At 70.3% G+C, this 24708-nt stretch carries 21 protein-coding genes; 10 read left to right on the top strand and 11 right to left on the bottom strand.

Annotated features, from left to right (window positions below):
* Positions 1-4 precede the first annotated feature (4 nt).
* From ACGHC0_RS17775 to ACGHC0_RS17735, 9 genes are all read right to left on the bottom strand, one after another.
* Positions 5-898, bottom strand: a complete 894-nt coding sequence (locus ACGHC0_RS17775) for a DMT family transporter (protein ID WP_415266332.1) — start codon at positions 896-898, stop codon at positions 5-7.
* Positions 899-911: 13 nt separating this feature from the next.
* Positions 912-1949, bottom strand: coding sequence for a histone deacetylase family protein (locus tag ACGHC0_RS17770; RefSeq protein WP_415266331.1), 1038 nt, complete (start codon positions 1947-1949; stop codon positions 912-914).
* A gap of 4 nt (positions 1950-1953) precedes the next feature.
* On the bottom strand, positions 1954-3339 hold the full coding sequence (locus ACGHC0_RS17765; RefSeq protein WP_415266330.1) for an aminotransferase: 1386 nt from the start codon (positions 3337-3339) through the stop codon (positions 1954-1956).
* Positions 3340-3362: 23 nt separating this feature from the next.
* Positions 3363-4292 (bottom strand): 2-hydroxyacid dehydrogenase, encoded by a 930-nt coding sequence (locus ACGHC0_RS17760; protein WP_415266329.1) that lies wholly within the window; start codon positions 4290-4292, stop codon positions 3363-3365.
* A complete protein-coding gene (locus tag ACGHC0_RS17755; protein WP_415266328.1) occupies positions 4283-5920 on the bottom strand; it encodes an ABC transporter ATP-binding protein in 1638 nt (545 codons plus the stop codon). Before ACGHC0_RS17755 ends, ACGHC0_RS17760 begins: the two co-directional genes overlap by 10 nt.
* Before the next feature lie 2 nt (positions 5921-5922).
* Positions 5923-6765: an ABC transporter permease gene (locus tag ACGHC0_RS17750; protein WP_415266327.1), complete on the bottom strand. Its 843-nt coding sequence runs from the start codon at positions 6763-6765 to the stop codon at positions 5923-5925.
* 11 nt (positions 6766-6776) lie between these two features.
* Positions 6777-7751 carry an ABC transporter permease gene (locus tag ACGHC0_RS17745; RefSeq protein ID WP_415266326.1) on the bottom strand — a complete coding sequence of 325 codons (975 nt, stop codon included), beginning with the start codon at positions 7749-7751 and terminating at the stop codon, positions 6777-6779.
* A gap of 86 nt (positions 7752-7837) precedes the next feature.
* The gene (locus tag ACGHC0_RS17740) at positions 7838-9400 is read right to left on the bottom strand and encodes an ABC transporter substrate-binding protein (RefSeq protein WP_415266325.1); all 1563 of its coding nucleotides are present in this window, start codon (positions 9398-9400) and stop codon (positions 7838-7840) included.
* Positions 9401-9452: 52 nt separating this feature from the next.
* Positions 9453-10262: a class II aldolase/adducin family protein gene (locus ACGHC0_RS17735; RefSeq protein WP_415266324.1), complete on the bottom strand. Its 810-nt coding sequence runs from the start codon at positions 10260-10262 to the stop codon at positions 9453-9455.
* Between the two features lie 347 nt (positions 10263-10609).
* Between ACGHC0_RS17735 and urtA the strand changes: the two genes are divergently transcribed.
* The 7 genes from urtA (at position 10610) to ACGHC0_RS17700 (ending at position 19312) form a co-directional block, all read left to right on the top strand.
* Complete coding sequence (gene urtA / locus ACGHC0_RS17730; RefSeq protein ID WP_368352226.1) at positions 10610-11869, top strand: urea ABC transporter substrate-binding protein; 1260 nt, start codon at positions 10610-10612, stop codon at positions 11867-11869.
* A gap of 241 nt (positions 11870-12110) precedes the next feature.
* Complete coding sequence (gene urtB, locus ACGHC0_RS17725) at positions 12111-13691, top strand: urea ABC transporter permease subunit UrtB (protein ID WP_368352225.1); 1581 nt, start codon at positions 12111-12113, stop codon at positions 13689-13691.
* A gap of 170 nt (positions 13692-13861) precedes the next feature.
* Positions 13862-15019, top strand: coding sequence for an urea ABC transporter permease subunit UrtC (gene urtC / locus ACGHC0_RS17720; RefSeq protein WP_415266323.1), 1158 nt, complete (start codon positions 13862-13864; stop codon positions 15017-15019).
* Positions 15016-15894 (top strand): urea ABC transporter ATP-binding protein UrtD, encoded by an 879-nt coding sequence (urtD, locus tag ACGHC0_RS17715; protein ID WP_368352223.1) that lies wholly within the window; start codon positions 15016-15018, stop codon positions 15892-15894. Before urtC ends, urtD begins: the two co-directional genes overlap by 4 nt.
* Positions 15895-16650: 756 nt before the next feature.
* On the top strand, positions 16651-17355 hold the full coding sequence (gene urtE, locus ACGHC0_RS17710) for an urea ABC transporter ATP-binding subunit UrtE (protein ID WP_013595766.1): 705 nt from the start codon (positions 16651-16653) through the stop codon (positions 17353-17355).
* Between the two features lie 289 nt (positions 17356-17644).
* Positions 17645-18631 (top strand): PilZ domain-containing protein, encoded by a 987-nt coding sequence (locus ACGHC0_RS17705; protein ID WP_368352222.1) that lies wholly within the window; start codon positions 17645-17647, stop codon positions 18629-18631.
* 6 nt (positions 18632-18637) lie between these two features.
* On the top strand, positions 18638-19312 hold the full coding sequence (locus tag ACGHC0_RS17700; protein WP_368352221.1) for a DUF1294 domain-containing protein: 675 nt from the start codon (positions 18638-18640) through the stop codon (positions 19310-19312).
* A 20-nt stretch (positions 19313-19332) separates the two neighbouring features.
* On the opposite strand, the gene ACGHC0_RS17695 is transcribed toward ACGHC0_RS17700, so the two are convergent.
* A complete protein-coding gene (locus ACGHC0_RS17695; RefSeq protein ID WP_368352220.1) occupies positions 19333-20046 on the bottom strand; it encodes a haloacid dehalogenase type II in 714 nt (237 codons plus the stop codon).
* A gap of 212 nt (positions 20047-20258) precedes the next feature.
* On the opposite strand from ACGHC0_RS17695, the gene ACGHC0_RS17690 reads away from it, so the two are divergent.
* Positions 20259-21500 (top strand): MFS transporter, encoded by a 1242-nt coding sequence (locus ACGHC0_RS17690; RefSeq protein ID WP_368352219.1) that lies wholly within the window; start codon positions 20259-20261, stop codon positions 21498-21500.
* A gap of 1 nt (position 21501) precedes the next feature.
* Here the strand turns inward: ACGHC0_RS17690 and ACGHC0_RS17685 are convergent, their stop codons facing one another.
* Positions 21502-22338 carry a phosphatase PAP2 family protein gene (locus ACGHC0_RS17685; protein WP_368352218.1) on the bottom strand — a complete coding sequence of 279 codons (837 nt, stop codon included), beginning with the start codon at positions 22336-22338 and terminating at the stop codon, positions 21502-21504.
* A 399-nt stretch (positions 22339-22737) separates the two neighbouring features.
* Between ACGHC0_RS17685 and ACGHC0_RS17680 the strand changes: the two genes are divergently transcribed.
* Both ACGHC0_RS17680 and ACGHC0_RS17675 read left to right on the top strand, forming a co-directional pair.
* Complete coding sequence (locus ACGHC0_RS17680; protein ID WP_368352217.1) at positions 22738-23862, top strand: diacylglycerol/lipid kinase family protein; 1125 nt, start codon at positions 22738-22740, stop codon at positions 23860-23862.
* A 25-nt stretch (positions 23863-23887) separates the two neighbouring features.
* Positions 23888-24658, top strand: a complete 771-nt coding sequence (locus tag ACGHC0_RS17675) for a metallophosphoesterase family protein (protein ID WP_368352216.1) — start codon at positions 23888-23890, stop codon at positions 24656-24658.
* The last annotated feature ends 50 nt before the right edge of the window (positions 24659-24708 follow it).

Genomic DNA, 24708 nt, shown 5'->3' with positions numbered 1-24708 from the left:
GGAATCATGCCGGACCGCGCGCACGGGCGAGGGACACACCGGCGATGGCGATGAGCAGCATGCCCAGCAGTGCCGGCGCGTCCGGCGGCCGTTCGAACCACAGCGTGCTGATCAGCACGGCCAGCAGCAGCTGCACGTAGTTGAGCGGCGCCAGCGTGGCCGCGCCCACGCGGCGGAAGGCGGCCAGCAGCAGCAGCTGGGCGCTGCCGCTGATCGCACCGCCGGACGCCAGCACGGCCATCTCGGGCCAGGGCGGCAGCGCGGTGTGTGCGGTGAAGAGCATCGGCAGGCTGCTGATCAGCAGGCAGGCCAGGGCCGTGTGCGCGAACTGCACGGGCGCGGGCACCAGGCCCGAGAGCTTGCGCGTGAGCACCTGGAAGACGGCATAGCAGGCGGCCGAGACGGCCATCAGCAGCGTGCCGGCCAGCGGCAGGCTGCCGCCCGGGCGCACGATGCAGAGCATGCCCGCGAAGCCGAGCAGCACGGCCGTCCACTGCGCGCGGCCCACGCGTTCGCCCAGCAGCCAGGGAGACAGCGCCACCATGATCAGCGGTGCCGTGAAATAGATCGCCGTGGCCTCGGCCAGCGGCATGGTGACGAGGGCCGCCATGAAGCAGGTGGCCACGACGGCCAGCGCCACGCTGCGCGCGGCGAGCAGCCTCTGGTGCGGCTGGCGCCACAGGCGCAGTTCGCCATGGCGCAGCAGCAGCACGAAGGCCAGCACGGCGATGGCGCTGTACCGCCCGAGGTTCACGACCGCCGGCGGGTAGTGCGCCACCATGTGCTTGGCGAACGCGTCGTACGCCGCGAACAGCACCAGCGCGCACAGGAACAGTGCGATGCCCGCGGCGGTGCCGTCGCCGCGTGCGCCGGATGCGGGTGCGGAGATCGCACTCATGCGTCGGCCGGCATCAGGGCCGGAGCCCCTCGAGGAAGGCATCGAGCGCCGCGCCGATGGCGCCGACCATGTAGCCGCCTTCCTGCACCACGACGGTCGGCAGACCCAGTGCACGCACGCGCGCGCCGGCCAGGCGGAAGGCCTCCATGTCGAATTTCAGCACGCTGATCGGGTCGTCCTTGTAGGTGTCGAAACCCAGCGGCATCACGAGTGCCTGGGGCTGGAAGCGCTCGATGGCGGCCACGGCCTGGTCCAGCGCCTGCGCGAATTCGGCGTTGCCGCTGCCGTGCGCGAGCGGCAGGTTCAGGTTGCAGCCTTCGCCCTCGCCCGTGCCGCGCTCGTGCGCGTAGCCCGTGTACCAGGGGTAGTAGTTGGCGGGGTCGGCGTGCGTCGAGATGGTGAGCACATCGCCGCGCCCGTAGAAGATCTGCTGCGTGCCGTCGCCGTGGTGCGCGTCGATGTCGAGCACGGCCACGCGGGCATGCGTGTCGCGCAGCGTGGCGGCGGCGATCGCGCTGTTGTTCACGTAGCAGAAGCCGGCCGCCCGGGCGCGCTGGGCATGGTGGCCCGAGGGCCGGCACAGCGCGTAGGCCACGCCGCCCGCTGCGCGCACCGTCTCCGCGGCGGCGAGCGCGGCGTGGGCCGAGCGCAACACCGAGCGCCAGGTGTGCGGGCCGATCGGGCAGGACAGGTCGCCCACGTACCAGCCGGTCTGGGCGAGCATGGCGGGCGACGGGCAGGCACCCTCGCGCGGGCCGTGCGGCGACATGTTGGGCAGCACCTCGATGCCGGGCTGCAGGCCGAACGACTCGATCTGCTGCCAGCGCTCGAACGCCGTCTCCAGGTAGTCGAGGTAGTCGGTGGAGTGCACCAGCTCCAGCGCATCGCGGCCGGCCTCGGGCGGCGCGGTGACGGTGATGCCGCGCGTCGCCAGCGTGCCCATGAGGGCCTCGGCGCGCGTGGGCAGGTCCGCGGGCTTGCAGATGCGGCCCACGCGCATGTACTGCTGCGGGTCGTGCAGCAGCTGGTCGTCGGAGAAGAACGCTTGCATGGGGTCAGCCTTCCATTTCGGCGTCGAAGCGGTCCATGGCGCGCGTGAAGCGCGCGAACAGGTCCGCGAGTTCGTCCGGGGTGATGATGAGCGGCGGGCACAGGCCGATGCTGTCGCCCATGGCGCGCACGATCAGGCCTTCTTCGAGCGCCAGCGCGGCGAAGCGGTAGCCGGCCTTGCGCTCGGCCGCGAACGGGGTGCGCGCCGCCTTGTCGGCCATGAGCTCGACGGCGCCGATCAGGCCCACGCCGCGCACGTTGCCCACCCAGCGCCGGCCCGCGAAGGATCGGATGCCGGCCTGGAAAGCCGGGGCCAGAGCCTGCACGTGGTCGATCAGTCGCTCGTCCTCGTACACCTGCAGCGTCTCCAGCGCCACGGCGCAGGCGACCGGATGGCCCGAGTAGGTGTAGCCGTGGCCGAAGCTGCCCAGCTTGCCGCTGTGCGCCGCGATGGCGCCATGCACCTTGTCGTTGACCATGACGGCCGAGATCGGCACATAGCCCGACGACAGTGCCTTGGCGCAGCACAGGAGGTCGGGCTGCAGGCCGAAGGTGGTGGAGCCGAACATGTTGCCGGTGCGGCCGAAGCCGCAGATCACTTCGTCGGCGATCAGCAGCACGTCGTACTTGCGCAGCACCGCCTGCACCTTCTCGAAGTAGCCGGCCGGCGGCACCAGCACGCCGCCCGCGCCCATCACCGGCTCGGCGATGAAGGCGGCCACGGTGTCGGGGCCTTCGGCCAGGATGCGCTCTTCGAGCTGGCGGGCCAGGCGCGTGGAGAAGTCCTGCTCGCTCTCGCCTTCGTGCGCATAGCGGTAGTGGTGCGGGCAGTCCACGTGCAGGAAGCGCGCCTCGGGGGCCGTCCGGAGGGGCAGGTCGAAGTCGCGGTGGTTCCCTTCCAGCCCGCCCAGGCTGGCCGCGGCCACGGTCACGCCGTGGTAGGCATTGCGCCGCGCGATGATCTTCTTCTTGTCCGGCTTGCCAATGGCGTTGTGGTAGTACCAGACCATCTTGACCGCGCTGTCGTTGGCCTCGGAGCCCGAGTTCGCGAAGAACACGCGCGCCATGGGAACGGGCGCCAGCGCCAGCAGCTTCTCGGCCAGGTCGGCCACGGCCACGTTGGTGCGCTGGTTGAACGTGTGGTAGTAGGGCAGGGTGGCCAGCGCCCTGGCGCCGGCCGCGGCCAGGCGCTGGTTGGAGAAGCCCAGCGAGGCGCACCACAGGCCGGACATGGCCTCCACGTAGCGCCTGCCCTGGTCGTCGACGACGTGGATGCCGTCGCCGGCCACGATCACGAGCGGCGGCGTCTGCGGCAGCGCGGCCAGGTTGGTGTAGGAGTGCAGGTGGCTGGCGACGTCTTTGGCGCCGGTGCTCGTCGTTTCTTGGGCCATGGGGTTCCTCGTGGGTGGGGCGCTCAGGCGATCACGGAAAGTTGTGCGAGGTGGTCGCGGGTCAGCCGCGCGATGGTCTCGGGTCCGGTGCGCGTGGCGATGTGCGGGGTGACGGTAATGCGCGGGTGGTGCCAGAACGGATGCGCGGCGGGCAGGGGCTCTTCCACGAAGGCGTCGAGCACGGCCGAGGCGATCCGGCCGCTCTCCAGCGCGGCGAGCAGGTCGTCCTGCACGAGCTGCGCGCCGCGGCCGGCGTTGACGAGGTGGGCGCCGCGCGGCAGCTGGGCGAACAGCTTCGCATCGAGGATGCCGTGCGTGTCTTCCGTCAGCGGCAGCAGGCAGACCAGCGTGTCGCAGCCGGCCAGGAACTCTTCGCGCCCTGCCTCGCCATGGAAGGCCTGCACGCCCTCGGGCAACCCGCTCTTGGGGCTGCGGCTCCAGCCGCGCACCGCATAGCCGATGGCCGCCAGGGCACGCGCGGCCGACTGGCCCAGCACGCCCAGCCCGGCGATGCCCACGCGGTGCCGGCCCGGCGGCACCACGGACGCTTCCTGCCAGGCGGCGCGGCGCTGGCTCTCGATGTAGCCCCCCATGTGGCGCTGTCCGTGCACCACGGCCCAGGCCACATAGGCATTCATGCCCGCGGCCATTTCGGCATCGACGATGCGGCGCACGGGCACGCCGGGCAGCGTGGCGTCGCGCGTGATGTGGTCGGTGCCGGCGCCTACGGACTGGATCAGCCGCAGCTTCGGCATGCGCGCCAGTAGGCCGGCGGGCGGAGACCAGCAGACCGCGACATCGATGTCGTCGAGTGCTTCGGGCGCCTGCACCTCGGTGTCGAAGCGGTGCAGCACCGCCTCCGGGAAGCACGCCGCGAAGGCCGGGCGCAGGTAGTCCATGGGAATCTGGTCGGAGACCAGGGCGATGTTCAGGCGCATGTTGTTCAGCCGCATGTCCGGGCCGCCTCCGCGGCGGCCGACAGCCGGGGCTGCGCCTCGATCAGCGTGCGCGTGTACGCGTGCCGCGGGTCGGCCAGCACCCGGGCCGTCTCGCCGTATTCGACGATCTCGCCACGCTGCATCACGGCGATGTGGTCGCACATCTCGCCGGCCACGCGCAGGTCGTGCGTGATGAACACCATGGCCAGCTGGAAGCGCTCGCGTACGTCGGCGAAGAGCTTGAGCACCTGGGCCTGCACCGACACGTCGAGCGCAGAAACGGGCTCGTCGGCCACCAGCAGCTCGGGCTGCATGGCCAGCGCACGCGCGATGCCGATGCGTTGCCGCTGGCCGCCCGAGAACTCGTGCGGGAATCGGTCGGCGGCGTCGGGCTTCAATCCCACGAGCTCCAGCAGTTCCATGGCGCGGGCCATGGCCTGGTCCCGGGGAAGGCCCTGGGCGATGGGGCCCTGTGCGATGGCCGCGCCGATGCGGTGGCGCGGGTTCAGCGAGGCGTACGGGTCCTGGAACACCATCTGGATCCTGCCCTGCGCCTGCTGGCGGAACTGCTCGCCCGATTGCAGCGTCCGGCCCCGGAACAGGATGCGCCCGCTGTCGAACGGCGCCAGGCCCACGATGCAGCGGCCCACGGTGGATTTGCCCGAACCGGATTCGCCGACCAGGCCCAGCGTCTCGCCGCGCCGCAGGTCGAACGAGAGGCCCCTGGCCGCTTCCACGCGCCGCCCCTTCCTGAACAGGCTGCCGCCCGTGACATAGGTCTTGCGCAGATCCTGCACCTGCAGCACATGGGTGATGTCGCGCTCCCCGGACGGCTGGCGCACCCGGCCGTCGGGGATGGCAGCGATCAGCTTGCGCGTGTAGGCGTGCTGCGGACGGGCCAGTACGGCGGAGGCGGGGCCGGCCTCGACCACCTGGCCGGTCTGCATCACGACGACCTCGTCGGCGATCTCGGAGACCACGCCGAAATCGTGCGTGATGAACAGCACCGCCGTGCCCTTGCGCTGCTGCAGCTCGCGGATGAGCTTCAGGATCTGCGCCTGCGTGGTCACGTCCAGCGCGGTGGTGGGCTCGTCGCAGATCAGCAGGGCCGGCTCCAGCACCAGCGCGCAGGCGATCATCACGCGCTGGCGCTGTCCGCCCGACAGGCGGAAGGGGTAGCTGTCGATCAGCACCTCGGGTTCGGGCAGGCCCACGTCGGCCAGTGCGGCGAGGATGCGCTGGCGCTTTTCGGCCGCCGGCAGGCTCACGTGCGCGTCGAACACCTCGGCGATCTGGTCGCCGATGCGCATGACGGGGTTCAGCGCCGTCATCGGCTCCTGGAACACCATGCCCATGCGCCGGCCGCGCAGCGCGCGCAGCTGGGTTTCGTCCAACTGCAGCAGGTCGTGCCCGTCGAACAGGATGCGGCCCGCCACGGGCTCCACGTGCGGCCTGGGCAGCAGGCCCATGATGGCGTTGGCGATCATGGACTTGCCCGAGCCGGATTCGCCCACCACGCAGAGCGTCCGGCCCGGCAGCAGCTGCAGCGAGGCGCCCTGCACGGCGAGCGGGCGGTCGGCGCCCCGGGGCAGGCGGATGTCCAGGCCCTGGATGTCCAGCACGGGCAGTTCGATCTTGTCCATCTTCATTTTCCTCTCCCGTCGGCGCGCGCGTTCAGGCCGTCGTTCAGGCCTTCGCCCACCAGGTTCAGCGCCAGCACCGTGAGCAGGATGGCCACGCCGGGGAAGACCGCCATCCACCAGGCCTGGCGCAGCACCGTGCGCGCGGAGCCGACCATGTATCCCCAGCTCATCTGGTTCGGGTCGCCCAGGCCCAGGAAGCTCAGCGACGATTCGAGCAGGATGGCCGTGGCCACCATGAGCGAGGCCATGACCACGATCGGCGAAGCCGCGTTCGGCAGGATCTGCGTGAGGATGATGCGGGGCGTGGACTGGCCTGCGAGCTGGGCCGCGGCCACGAAGTCGCGCTGGCGCAGCGTGAGGAACTCGCTGCGCACCAGACGCGCCACCGGAGGCCAGGAGACGACCGCGATGGCCGCGACGATGGAGCCGACCGAGGGCTCGAAGATGGCCACCAGCACGATGGCCAGCGCGAAGCTCGGCACTGCCTGGAACAGCTCGGTGAAGCGCATCAGCGAGGCATCGGTCCAGCCGCCGAAGTAGCCCGCGATGGCGCCGATCGATACGCCGATGAGCAGCGACACCACGGTAGAGACCACGCCGATCAGCAGCGACACCCGGGCCCCGGCGACGATGCCCGCGAAGATGTCGCGGCCCATGGTGTCGGTGCCCAGCGGCAGGCCCGGCTCCGCGCCCGGATGGGCGAACGGCATGCCGACCATGTCCCAGGCGTTGTTGTGCACGATCAGCGGGCCCAGCGCGGTGATCAGGCCCACCAGCATGAGCACGAGGAGCCCGAAGACGGCGCCCTTGTTGCGGCAGAAGCGCCGCCAGAAACTGCTTTTCATGGGGTGGCTCCTCAGCCCAGTTCGATCCGGGGATCGACCAGCGTGTAGACGAAGTCGGTGATCAGGTTGAACAGCACGGCCATGGCCGCGGTGAACAGGAAGCAGCCCAGCAGCAGGTTGTAGTCGCGCTGCAGCAGGGCATCGAACATGAGCCGGCCGATGCCGGGCCAGGCAAACACGGTCTCGGTCAGCACGGCGCCGCCGATCATTCCGCCGGCCTGGATGCCCGCCAGCGTGACCACGGGCAGCAGCGCGTTGCGCAGGATGTGCCGGCGCTGGATGCGGCCCGGGTGCACACCCTTGGCGCGCGCGGTCTTGACGAAATCCATCTGCGCGACCTCCAGCATCGAGGCGCGCGTCATGCGGGCGTAGACCGCCATGTAGAACAGCGCCAGCGTGAGCGCGGGCAGGACCAGGTGCTTGCCGATGTCCAGGGCCTTGGCCATGCCGGAGAGGTCCGCCCCCACGGTGAAGAACCCGAAGGCCGGCAGCAGGTCGAACTGCACGGTGAACAGCAGCACGGCCATCATCGCGAGCCAATAGAGTGGCGTCGCGTAGAACACCAGCGCCACCACGGTGATGACGCTGTCCTGCCATTTGCCGGCGTGGCGGCTGGCGAGCGCGCCCAGCACGATGCCGAACAGCAGTGACAGGCCGAAGGCCGTGCCCGTGAGCAGCAGGGTCGCAGGCAGGCGTTCCAGGATCAGGTCGACCACCGGCTGCTGCTGGCGGTACGAGTAGCCCAGGTCCAGCTTCGCCACGTGGCCGAGGTAGTTCGCCAGCTGCACGGGCAGCGGCTGGTCCAGGCCGAACTGCGCGCGCAGCTGGGCCACGAACTGCGGGTCGGACGCGCCGGCCTCGCCGGCCATGATGGAGACCGGATCGCCCGGTGCGGCCCGCACCAGCATGAAGTTGGCGGTGGCGATCACCAGCAGGGCCAGGAGGCCCTGCAGCACGCGCACGGACATGAACTGGAGTCGTTTCATCGCAGGCTCGGGTTCGGGCATGCGGAAGGCCGGCCGGGCCGGCCCGCCGCATGCGGGAGTGGATGGGAGGCTTCAGGTCCGCCGGATCACGCCAGCTTGACGCGGCCGAGGGTGTCGTTCAGGCCGATGCCGGAACTCACGATGTTCTGGATCTTCGTGCGGTAGAGCGTCGGGAAGTTGATCTCGTGCAGCCAGGCCACGGGCACCTCGTCCACGAGGATCTTCTGCACTTCCAGATAGATGGCGCGGCGTTTGGCCGGGTCGCTCTCGATGGCGCCGGCGGCGAACAACTCGTCGACCTTGGGGTTCGAGTAGCCGGCCACGTTGTTGAACGGGGAGCCCTTGGCGATGTTGCTGGTGGTGTAGTTGCGGCCCACGCCCAGGGCCGGATCGCCGTACTGGTAGACGTAGGTGAAGGCCAGGTCGAAATCCCACTCGTTGCAGCGCTGGTTCCAGCCGGCCACGTCGGTGGCGACCATCTCGATCTTGACGCCGGCCTGCGTGAGGTTCTGTCGCACGATCTCGGCCTGGCGCTGCCAGGATTCTCCGTAGGGCAGGGGCAGCAGTCGCAGCGTCTCGCCCTTGTAGCCGGCCTCGGCCAGCAGCTTCCTGGCCTTGGCTATGTCGCGCGGGTACTTGGCGACGTCGTCGCTGGCGTAGGCGATGTGGCTGTTGAACGGGCCCGTCGCCGGCTTGGCGAAGCCGTACCACGCGATCTTGGCCATGGCATCGCGGTCGATGGCCGTCCAGATGGCCTGGCGGAACTTCACCTGGTCCATCGGCTTCGTGCGGTTGTTGATCCACAGCCAGCTCTGGGGCGCGAAGAATTCCCAGCCCTTGGTGGTGACGGCCGCGCCGGGCAGCTTGGACAGGCGCCCCACGTCGAAATACTCCACCGTGCCGCCCGGCGCGATGTCGACCTTGCCGGACTCGAAGGCCGCGGCGCGCGCGGCGGCGTCGGGGATCACGTGGAAGTACACGCCCTCGACCGTCACGACGCCGGGCTGGTGGTAGTTCTCGTTGGCCACCAGGTGGATGTAGGAACCCTTGGCCCACTCCTTGAACTTGAGCGGGCCGGTGCCGATGGGCGTGGCATTGGCCGGGTTGGTCAGGAAGTCGGTGCCTTCGTAGATGTGCCTGGGCACCATGGGCATGGTGCCGTTCTCGAAGATGCCGAGGAAGGGGCCGAACGGCTGCTTGAGCCTGAACTCCACTGTGAGCGGATCCAGTGCCTTGATCGATTCCACGTGGGCCAGGCTGGCGCGGAAGCGCGCATGCGTCTTGCGCAGGAACACGTCGCACGAGAACACCACGTCGTCGGCCGTGAAGGGCTTGCCGTCGTGCCACTTCACGTTCGGCTTGAGCTTGAAGACGTAGGTCTTGCTGTCCGGGCTCACCGTCCAGGACGTGGCCAGCTGGGGCTGAGGCTGCAGCTTCTCGTCGTAGCGCAGCAGGCCTTCGTAGATGTTGCCGGAGATCAGCTGCGTCGGGCCGTTCTGCACGATGCCCATCATCAGGCCGGGCGGTTCGGGCTGGACCAGCACGTTGACGACGCCTTTCCGGGCCTGCGCCAGGCTGTGCAGGGGAACCCCGGCGATGGTCATCCCGAGGGCTGCGGGAACGGCTTGGATCAGGTGGCGGCGTTTCATCGGGGCGGACCTTTCGGCAGGGGTGGGGTGGGAAGGCTCGGACGCGGGGAACTCAGTCGCGGAACGAAGCGGGGCCGGGCGGCTCCAGGCGCTGCAGCAGCGCGCGCCATTCGCGGGCGTAGGGATCGGTGGGCTGGGCGGCCAGGCGGTTCGTGTCGCCGCTTTCGTACTGGCGCGCCGTGAGTTCGCAGACCGCTTCCGGCACGGGGTTCACGGCCTGCCCGGTGCCCTGGATGGCGACCTGCACGCGGCAGGCGCGTTCCAGGTTGTGCATGAGGATGAAGGCCTCCGCCACGCTGCGGCCTAGCGTCACGAGGCCGTGGTTGCGCAGGATGAGCGCTCGCGACGTGGGGCCGAGGTCCGCGACCAGGCGTTCGCGCTCTTCCAGGTTCAGCGCGATGCCTTCGAATGCGTGGTAGGTGACCCGGTTGTGGAACTGCAGCGCCCACTGGTTGCAGGGCTGCAGCCCGCCGGCCAGCGACGACACGGCCACGCCGGCCACGGTGTGGGTGTGCAGCACGCAGGCGGCATCGTGGCGCGCGGCGTGCACGGCGCTGTGGATCGTGAAGCCGGCCGGGTTCACGTCGTATTCGCCGGGCTCGACGAGGTTGCCGTGCAGGTCGATCTTCACGAGCGAGGACGCCGTGATGTCGCGGAACAGCATGCCGAAGGGGTTGATCAGGAACTGGTCCTCGGTGCCCGGCACGCGCGCCGAGATGTGGGTGTAGATGCTGTCGTCCATGCCGTAGAGGGCGACGAGGCGATAGGCCGCCGCCAGGTCCCGGCGGACCTGGCGCTCCGCAGATGACATCGGGGAACGGTGTTCAGCGGCGCGCGGGGGGTGGAGTTCTGCTGTTTCCAAAAGGGCCTCCAGGCATCTTTGATCTGCGATGGGTAATTGGTCGGCTGTCGACAGACGACTTGATGCAGATCATCATGCAACTCGTGTGCCAGCCATTCCATGCGGGAAAACCCCGCCGGACGGCCGCTGCGGGCCCGATGTGGTGCATTCGTGCACGGCTATCGGGCTGGCTGCATCGGCTTGGGGCTTCGGGCGGGCGTCCCGCCGGGATGCGGGAGGTGGCGGGGCGGCGTACGCCCTCCGGCGTATTTCGGCAGTCGCGGGTCATCCCTAGGATGGCATCCATGCGTCGGACGAGACCTGCAAGCGTCCGGCGAATGCCATCAACCACCATGGAGTACCTGCATATGCAACGCCGATTCACCCTCAAGGCCCTCACCGCCGCCGTGGCGCTGGCGGGCGCCGGTATTACCGCCCACGCCCAGGACACCATCAAGGTCGGCGTGCTGCACAGCCTCTCGGGCACCATGGCCATTTCGGAAACGGTGCTCAAGGACACCGTGCTGATGGCCATCGAGGACATCAACGCCAAGGGCGGCGTGCTGGGCAAGAAGCTCGAGCCCGTGGTGGTGGACCCGGCCTCCAACTGGCCGCTCTTCGCCGAAAAGACCAAGCAGCTGCTGGGCCAGGACAAGGTCTCGGTGATCTTCGGCTGCTGGACCAGCGTGAGCCGCAAGTCGGTGCTGCCCGTGGTGGAGGAAATGAACGGCCTGCTGTTCTACCCCGTGCAGTACGAAGGCGAAGAGCTGTCCAAGAACGTGTTCTACACGGGCGCCGCGCCCAACCAGCAGGCGATTCCCGCGGTGGACTACCTCATGAGCAAGGACGGCGGCGGTGCCAAGCGCTGGGTGCTGCTGGGCACGGACTACGTCTATCCCCGCACCACCAACAAGATCCTGCGGGCCTACCTGAAGTCCAAGGGCGTGAAGGATTCGGACATCGACGAGAAGTACACCCCCTTCGGCCACTCCGACTACCAGACCATCGTGGCCGACATCAAGAAGTTCAGCCAGGGCGGCAAGACGGCCGTGGTCTCCACCATCAACGGCGATTCCAACGTGCCCTTCTACAAGGAACTGGGCAACGCCGGCCTGAAGGCCAAGGACGTGCCGGTGGTGGCCTTCAGCGTGGGCGAGGAAGAGCTGCGCGGCGTGGACACCAAGCCGCTCGTGGGCCACCTGGCCGCGTGGAACTACTTCATGTCCCTGAAGAACCCGGAGAACACCGCGTTCATCAAGCAGTGGAGCGACTACGCCAAGAAGAACAACATCCCGGGCCACAAGGACAAGCCGCTGACCAACGACCCGATGGAGGCCACCTGGATCGGCATCCACATGTGGAAGCAGGCGGTGGAGAAGGCCAAGAGCACCGACGTGGACAAGGTTATCGCCGCCATGGCCGGCCAGACCTTCAAGGCGCCCTCGGGCATCGTCAGCAAGATGGACGAGAAGAACCACCACCTGCACAAGAGCGTGTTCATCGGCGAGATCAAGGCCGACGGCCAGTTCAACGTGGTGTGGAAGACGCCCGGTCCGGTCAAGGCCAAGCCGTGGAGCCCTTACATCGAGGGCAACGACAAGAAGAAGGACGAGCCCGAGAAGAAGTGACACCCCCCTGAGGCCCTTCGGGCCTTCCCCCCGCTCTCGCCGTGCTTCGCACGGCGGGAGGGGGTGAGGGCTGCGGCTCCGGGCCCGCCTGCGCGGGCCTGGACAGCCCGAACGCCCCGCGCCTCCGGCCCGGGGCTGCTCGACGCCAGCGGCCGGGCGAAGCCCGTTCCGCGGCGTCTGCTGGGCTGGGGTGTGGTTAATGCTCTGCTTCTTACCCATTTCCGTTGCGGGTTTCTTTCCCATGTTTCTTTCCTTCTTCCATCGCCTGATCGCCTGCCTGCTGCTGTGTGCGGCGGTGCAGGCGCACGCGCTCACGGCGGAGGCGGCGCGGGCGATGGCCGCGGGCGATACCGACGAGCGGATCGCGGCGCTGCAGCAGGCCATTGCCACGCCCGACGAGGCCACGGTGGCTTTCATCCGGGCGATGGCGGACGATGCGGTGAAGATCGCGGGAGGGAAGGCCATCGTCATCAAGGATGACAAGGGCATCGACCCCGTCACCGGTGCGCCGGTGAGCGTGCCGGACGATGCGGAGGACATCGTCAACAACAACCGCATGCGCGGCGAGTTCGACACCGCGCTGGCATCGCTGCAGCTCATGTCGCCGGATGCGGCGCAGCGCCGCGCGGCGATCGATGCGCTCAAGGACGAGAGCGACGAGGCGCGGCTGCCGCTGATCGACAAGGCCCTGGCGGCCGAGCGCGAGCCGGGGCTCAAGGCACGGCTCGAGGCGATCCGCGCGCGCATCCAGCTCTCGGCGAGCGATCCGGCGCAGCGCCAGCTGGCGGCGCAGGCCCTGGCCGGCAGCGGCAACCCGGCCACCCGCACGGTGCTGCTGGAGCAACTGCGCAACGAACAGGACCCGAAGGTGCGCGCGGCGATCGATTCCGCGCTGAAGGCCGTGGAAGCGCGGCTGCAGTGGGGCGAGCGCCTGGGTGCGCTGTTCTCGGGCCTCAGCCTGGGATCGATCCTGCTGCTCGTGGCGCTGGGCCTGGCCATCACCTACGGGCTGATGGGCGTCATCAACATGGCCCATGGCGAACTGATGATGATCGGTGCCTATGCCACCTACGTGGTGCAGGGGCTGTTCCAGCGCTACCTGCCAGGTGCCTTCGATGCGTACCTCGTCGCGGCCGTGCCGGTGGCGTTCCTCGCGTCGGCGCTCATGGGCGCGGTGCTGGAGCGCGGCGTGATCCGTTTTCTCTACGGCCGGCCGCTGGAGACGCTGCTTGCCACCTGGGGCATCAGCCTGATGCTGCAGCAGTTGGTGCGCAGCCTGTTCGGCGCGCAGAACGTGGGCGTGGAAAACCCCGCCTGGATGAGTGGCGGCGTGCAGGTGCTGGAGAACCTGCAGCTGCCGTGGAACCGGCTGGTGATCGTGGCCTTCGCGTTCGCGGTGCTGGGCGGCGTGGCCTTCCTCATCGGGCGCACGCGGCTGGGGCTGTTCGTGCGCGGTGTCACGCAGAACCGGCCCATCGCCTCGTGCATGGGCGTGAACACCGCGCGCGTCGATACCTATGCCTTCGCGCTGGGATCGGGCATCGCGGGCCTGGCGGGCTGCGCCCTGAGCCAGGTCGGCAACGTGGGCCCGGACCTGGGGCAGGGCTACATCGTGGACGCGTTCATGGTGGTGGTGCTGGGCGGCGTGGGCCAGCTCGCGGGCACCGTCTATGCCGCGCTGGGCCTGGGCGTGCTCAACAAATTCCTCGAGGGCTGGGCGGGCGCCGTGCTGGCCAAGATCGCCGTGCTGGTCCTCATCATCGTCTTCATCCAGAAGCGGCCCCAGGGCATCTTCGCGGTGAAGGGCCGCACTGCAGACTAGGTATGAGACACCCCCCTGTGTCGCTTCGCTCCTTCCCCCCTCTCTCGCATGGCTGTGCCCTGCGGGAGAGGGGACGCCGCCGGCGCGGCGGGGCGGCCCTTGCGCGGCGGCTGCTGGCCTGGGCCGTGACGGTGGCTGATTCCGCTGGCGATGCCGAACGCTGAAAAAGTATGACCACTCCAATTCCCATTCAACTGCCAGCCCCGGCACCGCTGCTCACGCGCGGTGGGTGGACGGGCTTCATCGTGGCGCTGATCGCGGTCTGCGCGGTGGCGCCCGTGCTCAACCTGTGGGTGCCGGCCGGCAGCGCGTTCCATCTTTCGGACTACGCCGTGGCCCTGGTCGGCAAGATCATGTGCTACGCCATCTGCGCGCTGGCCATGGACCTGATCTGGGGCTACACGGGCATCCTGAGCCTGGGGCACGGCCTCTTCTTCGCGCTGGGCGGCTACGTGATGGGCATGTACCTCATGCGCCAGATCGGCCGCGACGGCAACTACAAGAGCGACCTGCCCGACTTCATGGTGTTCCTGGACTGGAAGGAACTGCCCTGGCACTGGGCGCTGTCGGACAGCTTCATCGCCACGCTGGTGCTGGTCGTGGCCGTGCCGGGCCTGGTGGCCTTCGTGTTCGGCTACTTCGCCTTCCGCTCGCGCATCAAGGGCGTGTACTTTTCCATCATCACGCAGGCCATGACCTATGCCGCCATGCTGCTCTTCTTCCGCAACGAGACGGGCTTCGGCGGCAACAACGGCTTCACCGACTTCAAGCGCATCCTGGGGCAGCCCATCGCCACGCAGAACATGCGCATGCTGCTGTTCGTGCTCACGGGGCTGGCGCTGCTCGGCTTCTTCCTGCTGGGCCGCTGGCTGGTGGGCTCCAAGTTCGGCCGGGTGCTGCAGGCCATCCGCGACGCGGAAAGCCGCGTGATGTTCTCGGGCTACTCGCCGCTGCCCTACAAGCTCGCGATCTGGACCATCAGCGCCATGATGTGCGGCGTGGCCGGCGCGCTCTACGTGCCGCAGGTGGGCATCATCAACCCGGGCGAGATGAGCGCCGCCAACTCCATCGAGATCGCCGTCTGGGCGGCCGTGGGCGGGCGCGCGACGCTGGCCGGCCCGATCGCGGGGGCCTTCCTCGTCAACGGCGCCAAAAGCTGGCTGACGGTGACGGCGCCGGAGTTCTGGCTGTATTTCCTGGGCGCGCTGTTCATCGCCGTCACGCTGTTCCTGCCGCAGGGCGTGGCGGGGCTGCTGCGTTCGCCGGGCGGATGGCGCGGCCGCATCGCGAAGGCCCTGCGCAAGGAAGAAGGAGGCGCCGCGCGATGACCCCCGATCTCATGGACGAAGGCGCGCGCCGCATCGGGCGCGGCACGGCGGCGCCGGAAGCGGGCCGCAGCACCGAATCCGGCGGCCGCGCCGCGGGCTTCTCGCGCGTGGCCGTGCCCGGCGAAGTGGACGTGGCCCACGGCCGCATCCTCTACCTGGAGGACGTGCACGTGGCCTTCGACGGCTTCAAGGCCATCAACGGCCTGAACCTCGACATCGCCCCGGGCGAGCTGCGCTGCATCATCGGCCCCAACGGCGCGGGCAAGACCACGATGATGGACATCATCACCGGCAAGACCCGTCCCGACCGCGGAACGGTGTACTTCGGCTCCACCATCGACCTGCTGCGCCACAACGAGCCCGGCATCGCGCAACTGGGCATCGGCCGCAAGTTCCAGAAACCCACGGTGTTCGAGCAGCTCACGGTGTTCGAGAACCTCGAACTGGCCCTGAAGACCCACAAGGGCGTGGCGTCGTCCATGTTCTTCCGCCTCGACTCGGCGCAGAAGGACCGGCTCGCCGAGGTGCTGCACACCATCCACCTCGCGCACCAGCCTGCCCGCCGCGCGGCCGAGCTGAGCCACGGCCAGAAGCAGTGGCTGGAGATCGGCATGCTGCTGATGCAGGACCCGAAGCTGCTGCTGCTCGACGAGCCGGTGGCGGGCATGACCGACGAGGAGACGGCGCGCACGGCCGAGCTGTTCCTCTCGCTCAAGGGCAGGCATTCGCTGATGGTGGTGGAGCACGACATGTCGTTCATCCGGGCGATCTCCGAGAAGGTGACGGTGCTGTGCGACGGGGCCGTGCTGGCGGAGGGGACGCTGGACGAGGTGCAGGGGGATGAGCGGGTGATCGAGGTGTATTTGGGGCGGTGATGGTTGCTTGTTCTTGCTGTGTGTTTGTTTCCCGGGGCCGGGATGTGCGCCCGGCGGCGCACCTACTTTCTTTTGCTTCGCCAAAAGAAAGTAGGCAAAGAAAAGGCGAGCCCTGGTGTCTGCGTCCCCCTTCGCCCTTTGGGCGAAGGGGGCAGCCTGTGGTGCTCGGAGGCAAGGCGCGGCTGCGGAACTCGCTGCGCGCTGGCGCGCTCCGCTCGGACAACCGCAGCCAGTCAGATCACGAAGCAGGCGTGTCCTTCGGCACGCCTGCGCGCCTTGCCTCCTGCGCTCCTCGGCGCAGCCACGAGGGCGGGGTGCAGCACACGGGCCATTGCTTCGCTCGGCCTGGGGTGCGCGAGTCCGTTGCACCGCGCACGGTGCTTTGTGGGGACGGGGCGCTGGGGCTTTTGCCGAGCGCAGCGATGGCCTTGGGGCCGAGCAACGCGAAGGCCCGAGTCACCCCTTCTGGATGCGCCTGGGGCGCGCAGGGGGTGGGGTGGCGGGCGTGCCGCAGGACACGCCCGCTTCGTGAACTGACTTGCCGTGGTTGTCCGAGCGGAGCGCACGAAGTGCGCGCAGCGAGTTCCACGGCACACCCCACCCCCGAGCACCCCAGGTTGCCCCGTTCGCCCCGCGGGCGAACGGGGTCGCATCCAGCAGGGTCGCCCTTTCTTTGGTTACTTTCTTTCGGCGAAGCGAAAGAAAGTAACTCGCCCGCCGGGGCGAGACCCGGCCCCCGCCCCTAAAAGAACCCATATGCTCACCGTCCACAACCTCCACCAATACTACGGCGGCTCCCACATCCTCCGCGACGTGAGCCTCGACGCCGCCCCCGGCAAGGTCACGGTCCTCCTCGGCCGCAACGGTGTCGGCAAGACCACGCTGCTCAAGAGCCTCATGGGCCTGGTGCCCATCCGCAGCGGCACCATCACCTGGGAGGGCCAGCCGATCCAGGGCCGCACGCCCTACGAGCGCGCCCGCGCCGGCATCGGTTTCGTGCCGCAGGGCCGCGAGATCTTCGGCCGGCTGACGGTGGAGGAGAACCTGCGCATGGGGCTGGCCTACAAGAGCGGTTCCACGCCCGTGCCGGAGCATCTCTACACGCTGTTCCCGGTGCTGCGGCAGATGCTGGGCCGGCGCGGCGGGGACCTGTCGGGCGGGCAGCAGCAGCAATTGGCGATCGCGCGGGCGCTCGCGCCCAGCCCGCGGCTGCTGATCCTGGACGAGCCGACCGAAGGCATCCAGCCCAGCATCATCAAGGACATCGGCCGGGTGATCCGCCGCCTCGCGGACGAGGGGCTGGACGGCCATCCGGTGTCCGTGCTGCTGTGCGAGCAGTACTACGACTTCGCCGAGGAGCTGGCCGACGAGTACCTCGTGATGGAGCGGGGCGAGGTGATCGCGCGGGGGCCGGGCAGCGAGATGCAGGCGCGGGGCATCCGGCAGCTGGTCGCGATCTGACGGGCCGGGCGGGCGGCCTGCGCGCGCGCGGGGAGCGCCTGCCGGGTGTGACGCCGAAGCGACGGAGCCATGCCGGCGCGGCAGTGGCGCGGGCAGGGTGCCGCCGCGCGGCTTGACCACCGAGCGGCCGTCCGCCTATGCTGCCGGATGCCGGCTGCGCTCTCGGGGCCACCCGGCCACGAATCCCGACGGACCGATCCCACCGAGACCCGCGCACGGCCCCTTGCCCTCTATGCCTGTTCCTCCCGCTTCCGGCCCCGACGCTGTTCCTTTCGCTTCCGGCGCGCCCGTGTCCCCGGGCACCGGAACACCCTCCCTGCAGGAGCGCGAGATCACGCTGCTCAAGGCCGGCATCCGCGATTTCGCGCAGGTGGCCTCGTCGATGCCGCCGGCCCAGGCCCGCGACTGGATGGAGCGCGTGATCGGCTGCCTGCACGGCCTGCTGCCCGCCTATGGCGGCGTGCTCGCCCACTGGACGGGCGAGGGCGCCGCGGTGTTGTTCCCGCAGGGAGCAGCGGGGCAAGAGGGCGATGGCAAGGGTGCCGATGGCAGCGTCCAGCGCGCGGCCATGTATGCCGTGGCGCTGCAGATGGCGCTCAAGGATTTGAACGACGCCTTCCGCGAGGAGCGGTTGCCCCCGGTGTACGTGGGCGTGGGCATCGCCTTCGGCCCCGCGCTGGTGGGCGACTTCGCACCGTCCGGCGGCGGGCGCCAGGCACCCGTGCTGCTGGGCACGGTCGTGTCCGAGGCCTCCCAGCTGCGCGCCTTCGCGCTGCGCGGACAGGTGCTGGTGAGCGAGGCGGTGTACCAGCGCTGCTGGACGATGGCGTCGGTGTCGGCGCCGACGCATGTCTTCGTCAAGGGCCGTTCCGAGCCCCTGCCGCTGCGCGAGCTGGTGGCCGTGCCGGGCCGGCGGCTCAAGGTGCCCCGGCAGGAGTTCCGCCGCAGCCTGCGGGTGGAGGCCAACCTGCCGTGCACCTGCCAGCTCGTGCAGGACGGAGCAGTGCTTCCCCACCTGGTGGCCTGCTCGCTGCGCGACATGGGCTACCACGGCGCGTTGCTGGAGCTGGGCGAGCCGGTGCCGCTGCACGGCGAGCTGCGGCTCGCGTTCGACCTGCCGATCGCGCGCTACCAGGCGCGGGACGTGTATGCGCGCGTGGTCACCCTCAACACCACGGGCCCCCAGGTGCTGGCCGGGGTGGAGTTCACCGCCACCAGCGCGGAGTTCGATGCCCAGGTGCGGCGCTTCGTGCAGGGCATGGTGACCTCCGGCTGACGGCGCATGCAGTTCGACGGTGTGATCGCGTCCTGGAACGACGCGCGGGGTTTCGGCTTCATCGAGCCGCTGCAGGGCGGTGACCCGGTGTTCGTGCACATCAAGGCCTTTCAGGACGGCACGCCCCGGCCCCATGCCGGCCAGCGGGTGCGCTTCGCGGTGGAGGCCGGCCCCGGTGGACGCAAGCGGGCCTGCGGTGTCTCGCTCCTGCCGCCTGCGGCGCGCGCTTCCGCCGCCCGGGCGCCCGCCATGGCGCCACGGCCGGCCCGGCCCTGCGGCCGCCACGGGGCGCACGGCGGCTCCGCGCAATGGGGCATCGCCAGCCTGCTCGTGCTGCCGGCCTATGCCGTGTTCTGCGTGGCATTGGCGGTGTTCGGCACGATGCCCCGCTGGGTTCCGGTGGCCTGCCTGGGGCTGAGCATCTGGACCTACCTCATGTACTGGCGCGACAAGCGGGCCGCGGAGCAGGGGCACTGGCGCACTTCCGAGAAGACCCTGCACCTGCTGGCGCTGGCCGGAGGCTGGCCCGGGGCCCTGCTGGCGCAGCAGGTGCTGCGCCACAAATCCGCCAAGCGGTCCTTCCGCACCGTGTTCCGGGCCACCGTGGCACTCCATGCCGCGGCGCTCGGCTGGCTGTGTTCGCCGTACGGCGAAGGCCTGCGCGCGGCCCTGCCTGCCTGAGGCGGCCGGCGCGCCGCGCGTCAGCCGGGGCCCGCGAGCACGTCCGCGAGCGCGACCAGGTCCGCGCAGTGCAGGTCGTTGCCCGGCCGGGGCGAGACGTCCTTCGCACGGGCCGCTCCGAATTCGTGCGGCCTTTCCACATAGGCAGTCCGCAGGCCGCAGGCCCGCGCGGCCGCGAGGTCCTCGTGGTGCGCGGCCACCATCATCACCTGCGCGGGCTCCAGGTCGAAGACGCGGGCGGCGCCCAGGTACACCGCCGGATCGGGCTTGTAGGCGCGGAACACCTCGGCGCTCAGGATGCAGTCCCAGGGCAGTCCGGCCGCCTTGGCCATGTCCGTGAGCAGGCCGATGTTGCCGTTGGAGAGCGTGGCGATGGTGCGGCGGTGCTTGAGGCGCTGCAGCCCGGCCACGCTGTCGGGCCAGGGCGCGAGCCGGTGCCATGCGTGGTTCAGGTGCCGGCGCTCCGGCTCGGACAGGTGCTCCAGGCCGAAGCGGGGCAGCAGCCCGTCGAGGATCATCCGGTGCAGCTCGTCGATGCGCGTCCAGCCGAGTTCGCCGCTGCGCACGCGCTGCATGGCCGGCTGGTAGCCCTCGCGCCAGGCCAGGGCGAAGGCGTCGGCGTCCACCTGCGGGTGCAGCGCCTGCACTTCGCGCACGATGCTGCCGTGCCAGTCCACCACGGTGCCGAAGATGTCGAAGACCAGCAGTCGCACGTCGGGGAAGGCGTCGTTCATGGGGCAATCCTTGGAGGAGGATGGTCGGGAGGGATCCTGCCGTGGTGGCGGATGCGGCGTGCCGGGCAGCATACGGCAAGGCCGCAAATCCCGCCCGCTGCAGATGCGGGCAGGGCGTGATATGTTCTGCAGCCCTGCGGGTTAACCCTGTATCGCCCCTCTTCGCGCCCGGTCCGCTTTCCTGGCCGGCGCTGCCGCACGCCGCTTTCTCCATGACCACGCCCTCCCTGCCCCGCGACGACGCCGATGTCCCGGCGGCCCCATCCACTGCCACCCCGCGGGACGACCGCACCCTGCTGCGCGCCGTGCTGGCGCTGGGCCTGGGCGGCTTTTCCATCGGCACGGGCGAGTTCGTCATCATGGGCCTGCTGCCCGAGGTGGCGCGCGACATCGGCGTGACCATCCCGCAGGCCGGGCACGTCATCAGTGCCTATGCGCTGGGCGTGGTGGTCGGCGCGCCCGTGCTGGCCGTGCTGGCGGCGGGCTGGGGCCGGCGGGCACTGCTCATCGCGCTGATGGCTGTCTATGCGCTGGGCAATTTCGCGTCCGCGATGGCGCCGGGCTACCTGTCGCTCAACGTGCTGCGCTTCGTCACCGGCCTGCCGCACGGCACCTATTTCGGGGTGGCCGCGCTGGTGGCCGCATCGCTCGCACCGCCCGGCCGGCGCGCGAGCGCGGTGGGCCTGGTGATGCTGGGCCTCACGGGGGCCACGCTCGCGGGCGTGCCCATCGCGGCCGCGCTGGGCCAGCATTTCGGCTGGCGTGCGGCCTTCGTGTTCGTCGGGGCGATCGCGGTGCTGGCGATGGCGATGGTGCGCCGGGGCGTGCCCTACATGCCGCCCGACGCGGCCGCGAGCCCCTGGCGCGAGCTCGGGGCACTGCGGCGCAAGCAGGTCTGGCTGACCCTGGGCATCGGCGCCATCGGTTTCGGCGGCATGTTCTCGGTCTTCAGCTACATCAAGCCCACGCTCACCGAAGTGGCGGGCCTGCCCGTCGGCGCCGTGCCCTTCGTGCTGGCGCTTTTCGGAGCAGGCATGGTGGCCGGCAACCTCGTGGGCGCCCGGCTGGCGGACCGCTCCCTGATGCGCACCATCGGCGGCCTGCTGGTCTGGTCGCTGGCGGTGCTGGGCACCTTCGTGTTCGCGGCCCACCACGTGGTGACCGCGGCGCTGGCGACCTTTCTCATCGGCACCATCGTCGCCATCGGGCCGGCGCTGCAGATCCGGCTGATGGACGTGGCCGGCGATGCGCAGACCCTGGCCGCCGCGCTCAACCATTCGGCCTTCAACTGCGCGAACGCGCTCGGTGCCTGGCTCGGCGGCGTAGCCATCACGGCCGGCCTGGGGTGGACGTCCACCGGCTGGGTGGGGGCCCTGCTTGCCCTCGCCGGCCTGGCCGTGTTCGCTGCATCGCTGGCCGCGGAGCGCAGCGCGTCCACGCCGCCGATGCCCTGACTCAGGCTGCCGGGGCGCTGCGGCTGCGGTGCCAGTGGCCCACGCCGTTCGTCACCAGCACGCAGCAGGCCAGCCAGGTGCCTCCGGTGACCCAGCCCGCGAGCACGTCGCTCGCGTAATGCACCTGCAGCACCACCCGGCTCCAGCCGACCGTGAACACCACCGCGGCGGCGGTGAGCAGGGCGGGGAGGTGCCAGCGCGCCGGCAGCAGGCGCACCGCCAGACAGGCCAGCATGCCGTAGGCGACCATCGAGCTGCTGCTGTGCCCGCTCGGGAAGCTGTAGCCTTCGGCCACCGAGACGCCGTGCGTATGCTCCGGCCGCACCCGTTCGAAGGCGTGCTTGAACCCGCGGGTGAGCAGTCCGTTGCCCGCCAGGGCCGCGGCCCAGCAGGCCGCCAGCAGGCGGTGGCGGCGCCACCAGAGCGCGATGCCCACCACCGCGGCCAGGGCAGCCAGCACCCCGGTGTCGCCCGCATGCGTGAGGCGTGCGAACAGGGTGAGGGTGGGCAGGCCCGCCCGTGCGCGCAGGGCGCCGGCCAGTGTCTCGTCCATCCGTGCCACCCAGGCGGTGGGGACCGACCATTCGCTCGCCAGGAACCCCAGCAACTCGGCGCAGCCCCAGACCATCAGCGCGGAGGCCGCCAGCGCCGCCCAGAGGCGTGCCACGGCGTGCGAGGGCGCCGACCAGCGCCCGGCCCAGGGGGCGCAGTGCGGTGCGGCGGCCAGCGAGGCACCCCGGGCCAGCAGCGTGGCCACCAGGACGAACGACAGTCCCGCACCCCAGAAGGCCAGTGGATGCGCTCCCGCCCAGGCGGCCCAGGCCTGGGGGGCGCTCATGGCCGGCCTCCCGCGGCGCAAAGGCCCGGACCGTGCGGGCGACCGATGGCGGCGTGATGTGCCCGGGCGCGCGGGGCGGTGGATGCCAGGAAGCCGGCAGGAAGGGCTGGGCAGGGGGCGGAGGGCTGGTGCATCGGTCGGAAAGAAGCCTGTGGCGTTGCATCGGAGCCATCGATGGTGACATGCCTGCGGCCGCGCTCGCGCCATGACCTGCCGCCGTGCCGGAGATTCCCGGACGCCGGAGATATCCGGTGTCGGCCGGCGCCGACAGCCGCTGCCTCTGCCATCCGATGGGGCGGGGCGCGGGCGGCCCGGACAATCGGGACGGGTGCCGGGGCCGTCCGGCCGGAGCGCCCTTCCTGTCCCGCGGCCTCGCTGCGCCATCCCGTCCACAGCACCATGCCCTCTTCCGCACCGACCCCCTTTTCCGCGTCCGAGCCCGGGCCCGTGCACCTGGTGGTGCCGCACCGGCCGGGCGCGGACCACGGCCAGTTGCGGGATCGGCTGGAGTCCCTGGAGCCGCTGCGCCGCCATGCGGTGCAGTGGCATGTGCCGGCGGTGCGGGCCGGCATCGTGCAGGCGGCGGACGAGGCAGCGCGGGCGGCGCTGGCCTCGGGCGGCATCGTCGTGGCCTGCGGCGGCGACGGCACCATCAATGCCGTGGCAGCGGCGGCCTGGCGGCACGGTGTCCGCATGGGTGTCATTCCCGCGGGCACCTTCAATTACTTCGCACGCGAGCAGAGCCTGTCGCTGGACCTGGCCCAGGCCGCGGAGGACATCCTGCGGGCGCTGCAGAGCGGCGATGAGCGGCCGGTGCGCGTGGGTTACGTGAACGACAGCATGTTCCTCGTGAACGCCGCGGTCGGCCTGTACCCGCGCCTGCTCGAGCAGCGGGAAATGGCGTCGCGGCGCTTCGGCCGGTCCCGCTGGGTGGCGATCGTCTCCGCCGTGTGGAGCTTCCTGCGGCCGTCCTCGGCGCGGCGCTGGCGGGTGTCGCTGCGCGCCCACCGCGGCGCGGACACCCTGGTGCAGGAAGAGTTCTTCGCCTCCACGCTGTTCGTGGGCAACAACCCGCTGCAACTGGAGCGGCTGGGCATTCCCCAGGCGCGCGACGTCGCCGAGGGGGACCACCTCGCGGTTTTGCTGCTCAAGCCGCAGGGCCGGTGGGCCACGGCCCGCACGGTGTGGCATGCCGCCATCGGCCACCTGGACCGCGACGATGCCGTCATCAGCCTGGCCTGTTCCGAGATGGTCGTGGAGCCCGCCAGCTGGCGTCCCGCCCAGGTCAAGGTGGCGTTCGACGGGGAGCGGGCCTGGATGCCGCCGCCGCTGCGATTCCGCGTGGAAGACCGGCCGCTGTGGCTCGTGGCGCCCACGGCGACCGCCAAGGATGAAGAAGGAGAGAGCGTGGGCGGGCGCGCCGCCGTCGAGCCCGAACCGGTGGCGGACCCGGGCGACGCCGATGCACCGGCGCCGGGGCCCTTGCCGGGCGTGGTGCCGGGCATGGCCACGGCGGCTGCCTGAGGCCCCGGAACCCGAGCAGGCGGCCATGAGCGTATTGATGCACCTGTCCGATCTGCATTTCGGTGCACACGATCCGCGTGCCTGTGCGGCGGTGCAGGCGCTCGCGCGCGCGCTGCCGGTGTCCGTGGTGGTCGTGTCGGGCGATCTCACCCAGCGCGCGACGGTTCCGCAGTTCGAGGCCGCCCATGCATTCATCACTGCGTTGCCCGCCCGCCACACGCTGGTCATGCCCGGCAACCACGACCTGCCCCTGTTCGCCTGGTGGGAGCGGATCGGTGGCGCCTACCGGCGCTATGCCCGCTGGTGGGGGAGCGACCGGGAGCCGGTGTGCGATGCTGGCGGGTTCTTCGTGGTGGGGGTCGATACCACGCGGGCCTGGCGCCACCGCCGGGGAAGCCTCTCGCCGGAGCAGATCGACAGGGCGGCACAGAGGCTGGCCGGCGCTCCGCCCGGCCGCTGGCGCATCCTCGCCACGCACCATCCCCTGGTGGCGCGGCATCCGGGCGACGCCGACCACCGTCCGCACCGTGCGGCCGAGGCGCTGTCGCGCTGGCGGGCCGCCGGTGCCGAAATGCTGCTGTCCGGCCACGCCCATGCACCCGGCCTGGTCGAGGCATTGCCAGGGCTGCGGGCCGCGCAGGCCGGCACGGCCGTGTCGGTGCGGCTGCGGGCGCAGGCGCCCAACAGCCTGCTGACCCTGGAGACCGGCCCTGGGGGCAGGCAGCTGACCCGCTGGGATTTCGACCGGGACAGGGGAGAATTCGTCGCCAACCATCCTGTCAGGTGGAATCCATGACACAGCATGCCCTCTGAGGAGGGGTGGAGAGCATTTCCCGCCATTTGTCA

The organism is Acidovorax sacchari (assembly GCF_042847045.1).
GTDB classification, from domain to species: Bacteria; Pseudomonadota; Gammaproteobacteria; order Burkholderiales; family Burkholderiaceae_C; genus Paracidovorax; species Paracidovorax sacchari.
Note: the sequence above shows the minus strand (reverse complement) of the source record. Positions and strands in the feature narration are given on the sequence as shown.

Bases quoted from the DNA above. Each gene is read 5' to 3' on its own strand.
- ACGHC0_RS17775 (WP_415266332.1), bottom strand. From the start codon at position 898: ATGAGTGCGATCTCCGCACCCGCATCCGGCGCACGCGGCGACGGCACC.
- ACGHC0_RS17770 (WP_415266331.1), bottom strand. From the start codon at position 1,949: ATGCAAGCGTTCTTCTCCGACGACCAGCTGCTGCACGACCCGCAGCAG.
- ACGHC0_RS17765 (WP_415266330.1), bottom strand. From the start codon at position 3,339: ATGGCCCAAGAAACGACGAGCACCGGCGCCAAAGACGTCGCCAGCCAC.
- ACGHC0_RS17760 (WP_415266329.1), bottom strand. From the start codon at position 4,292: ATGCGGCTGAACAACATGCGCCTGAACATCGCCCTGGTCTCCGACCAG.
- ACGHC0_RS17755 (WP_415266328.1), bottom strand. From the start codon at position 5,920: ATGGACAAGATCGAACTGCCCGTGCTGGACATCCAGGGCCTGGACATC.
- ACGHC0_RS17750 (WP_415266327.1), bottom strand. From the start codon at position 6,765: ATGAAAAGCAGTTTCTGGCGGCGCTTCTGCCGCAACAAGGGCGCCGTC.
- ACGHC0_RS17745 (WP_415266326.1), bottom strand. From the start codon at position 7,751: ATGAAACGACTCCAGTTCATGTCCGTGCGCGTGCTGCAGGGCCTCCTG.
- ACGHC0_RS17740 (WP_415266325.1), bottom strand. From the start codon at position 9,400: ATGAAACGCCGCCACCTGATCCAAGCCGTTCCCGCAGCCCTCGGGATG.
- urtA (WP_368352226.1), top strand. From the start codon at position 10,610: ATGCAACGCCGATTCACCCTCAAGGCCCTCACCGCCGCCGTGGCGCTG.
- urtB (WP_368352225.1), top strand. From the start codon at position 12,111: ATGTTTCTTTCCTTCTTCCATCGCCTGATCGCCTGCCTGCTGCTGTGT.
- urtC (WP_415266323.1), top strand. From the start codon at position 13,862: ATGACCACTCCAATTCCCATTCAACTGCCAGCCCCGGCACCGCTGCTC.
- urtD (WP_368352223.1), top strand. From the start codon at position 15,016: ATGACCCCCGATCTCATGGACGAAGGCGCGCGCCGCATCGGGCGCGGC.
- urtE (WP_013595766.1), top strand. From the start codon at position 16,651: ATGCTCACCGTCCACAACCTCCACCAATACTACGGCGGCTCCCACATC.
- ACGHC0_RS17700 (WP_368352221.1), top strand. From the start codon at position 18,638: ATGCAGTTCGACGGTGTGATCGCGTCCTGGAACGACGCGCGGGGTTTC.
- ACGHC0_RS17695 (WP_368352220.1), bottom strand. From the start codon at position 20,046: ATGAACGACGCCTTCCCCGACGTGCGACTGCTGGTCTTCGACATCTTC.
- ACGHC0_RS17690 (WP_368352219.1), top strand. From the start codon at position 20,259: ATGACCACGCCCTCCCTGCCCCGCGACGACGCCGATGTCCCGGCGGCC.
- ACGHC0_RS17685 (WP_368352218.1), bottom strand. From the start codon at position 22,338: ATGAGCGCCCCCCAGGCCTGGGCCGCCTGGGCGGGAGCGCATCCACTG.
- ACGHC0_RS17680 (WP_368352217.1), top strand. From the start codon at position 22,738: ATGCCCTCTTCCGCACCGACCCCCTTTTCCGCGTCCGAGCCCGGGCCC.
- ACGHC0_RS17675 (WP_368352216.1), top strand. From the start codon at position 23,888: ATGAGCGTATTGATGCACCTGTCCGATCTGCATTTCGGTGCACACGAT.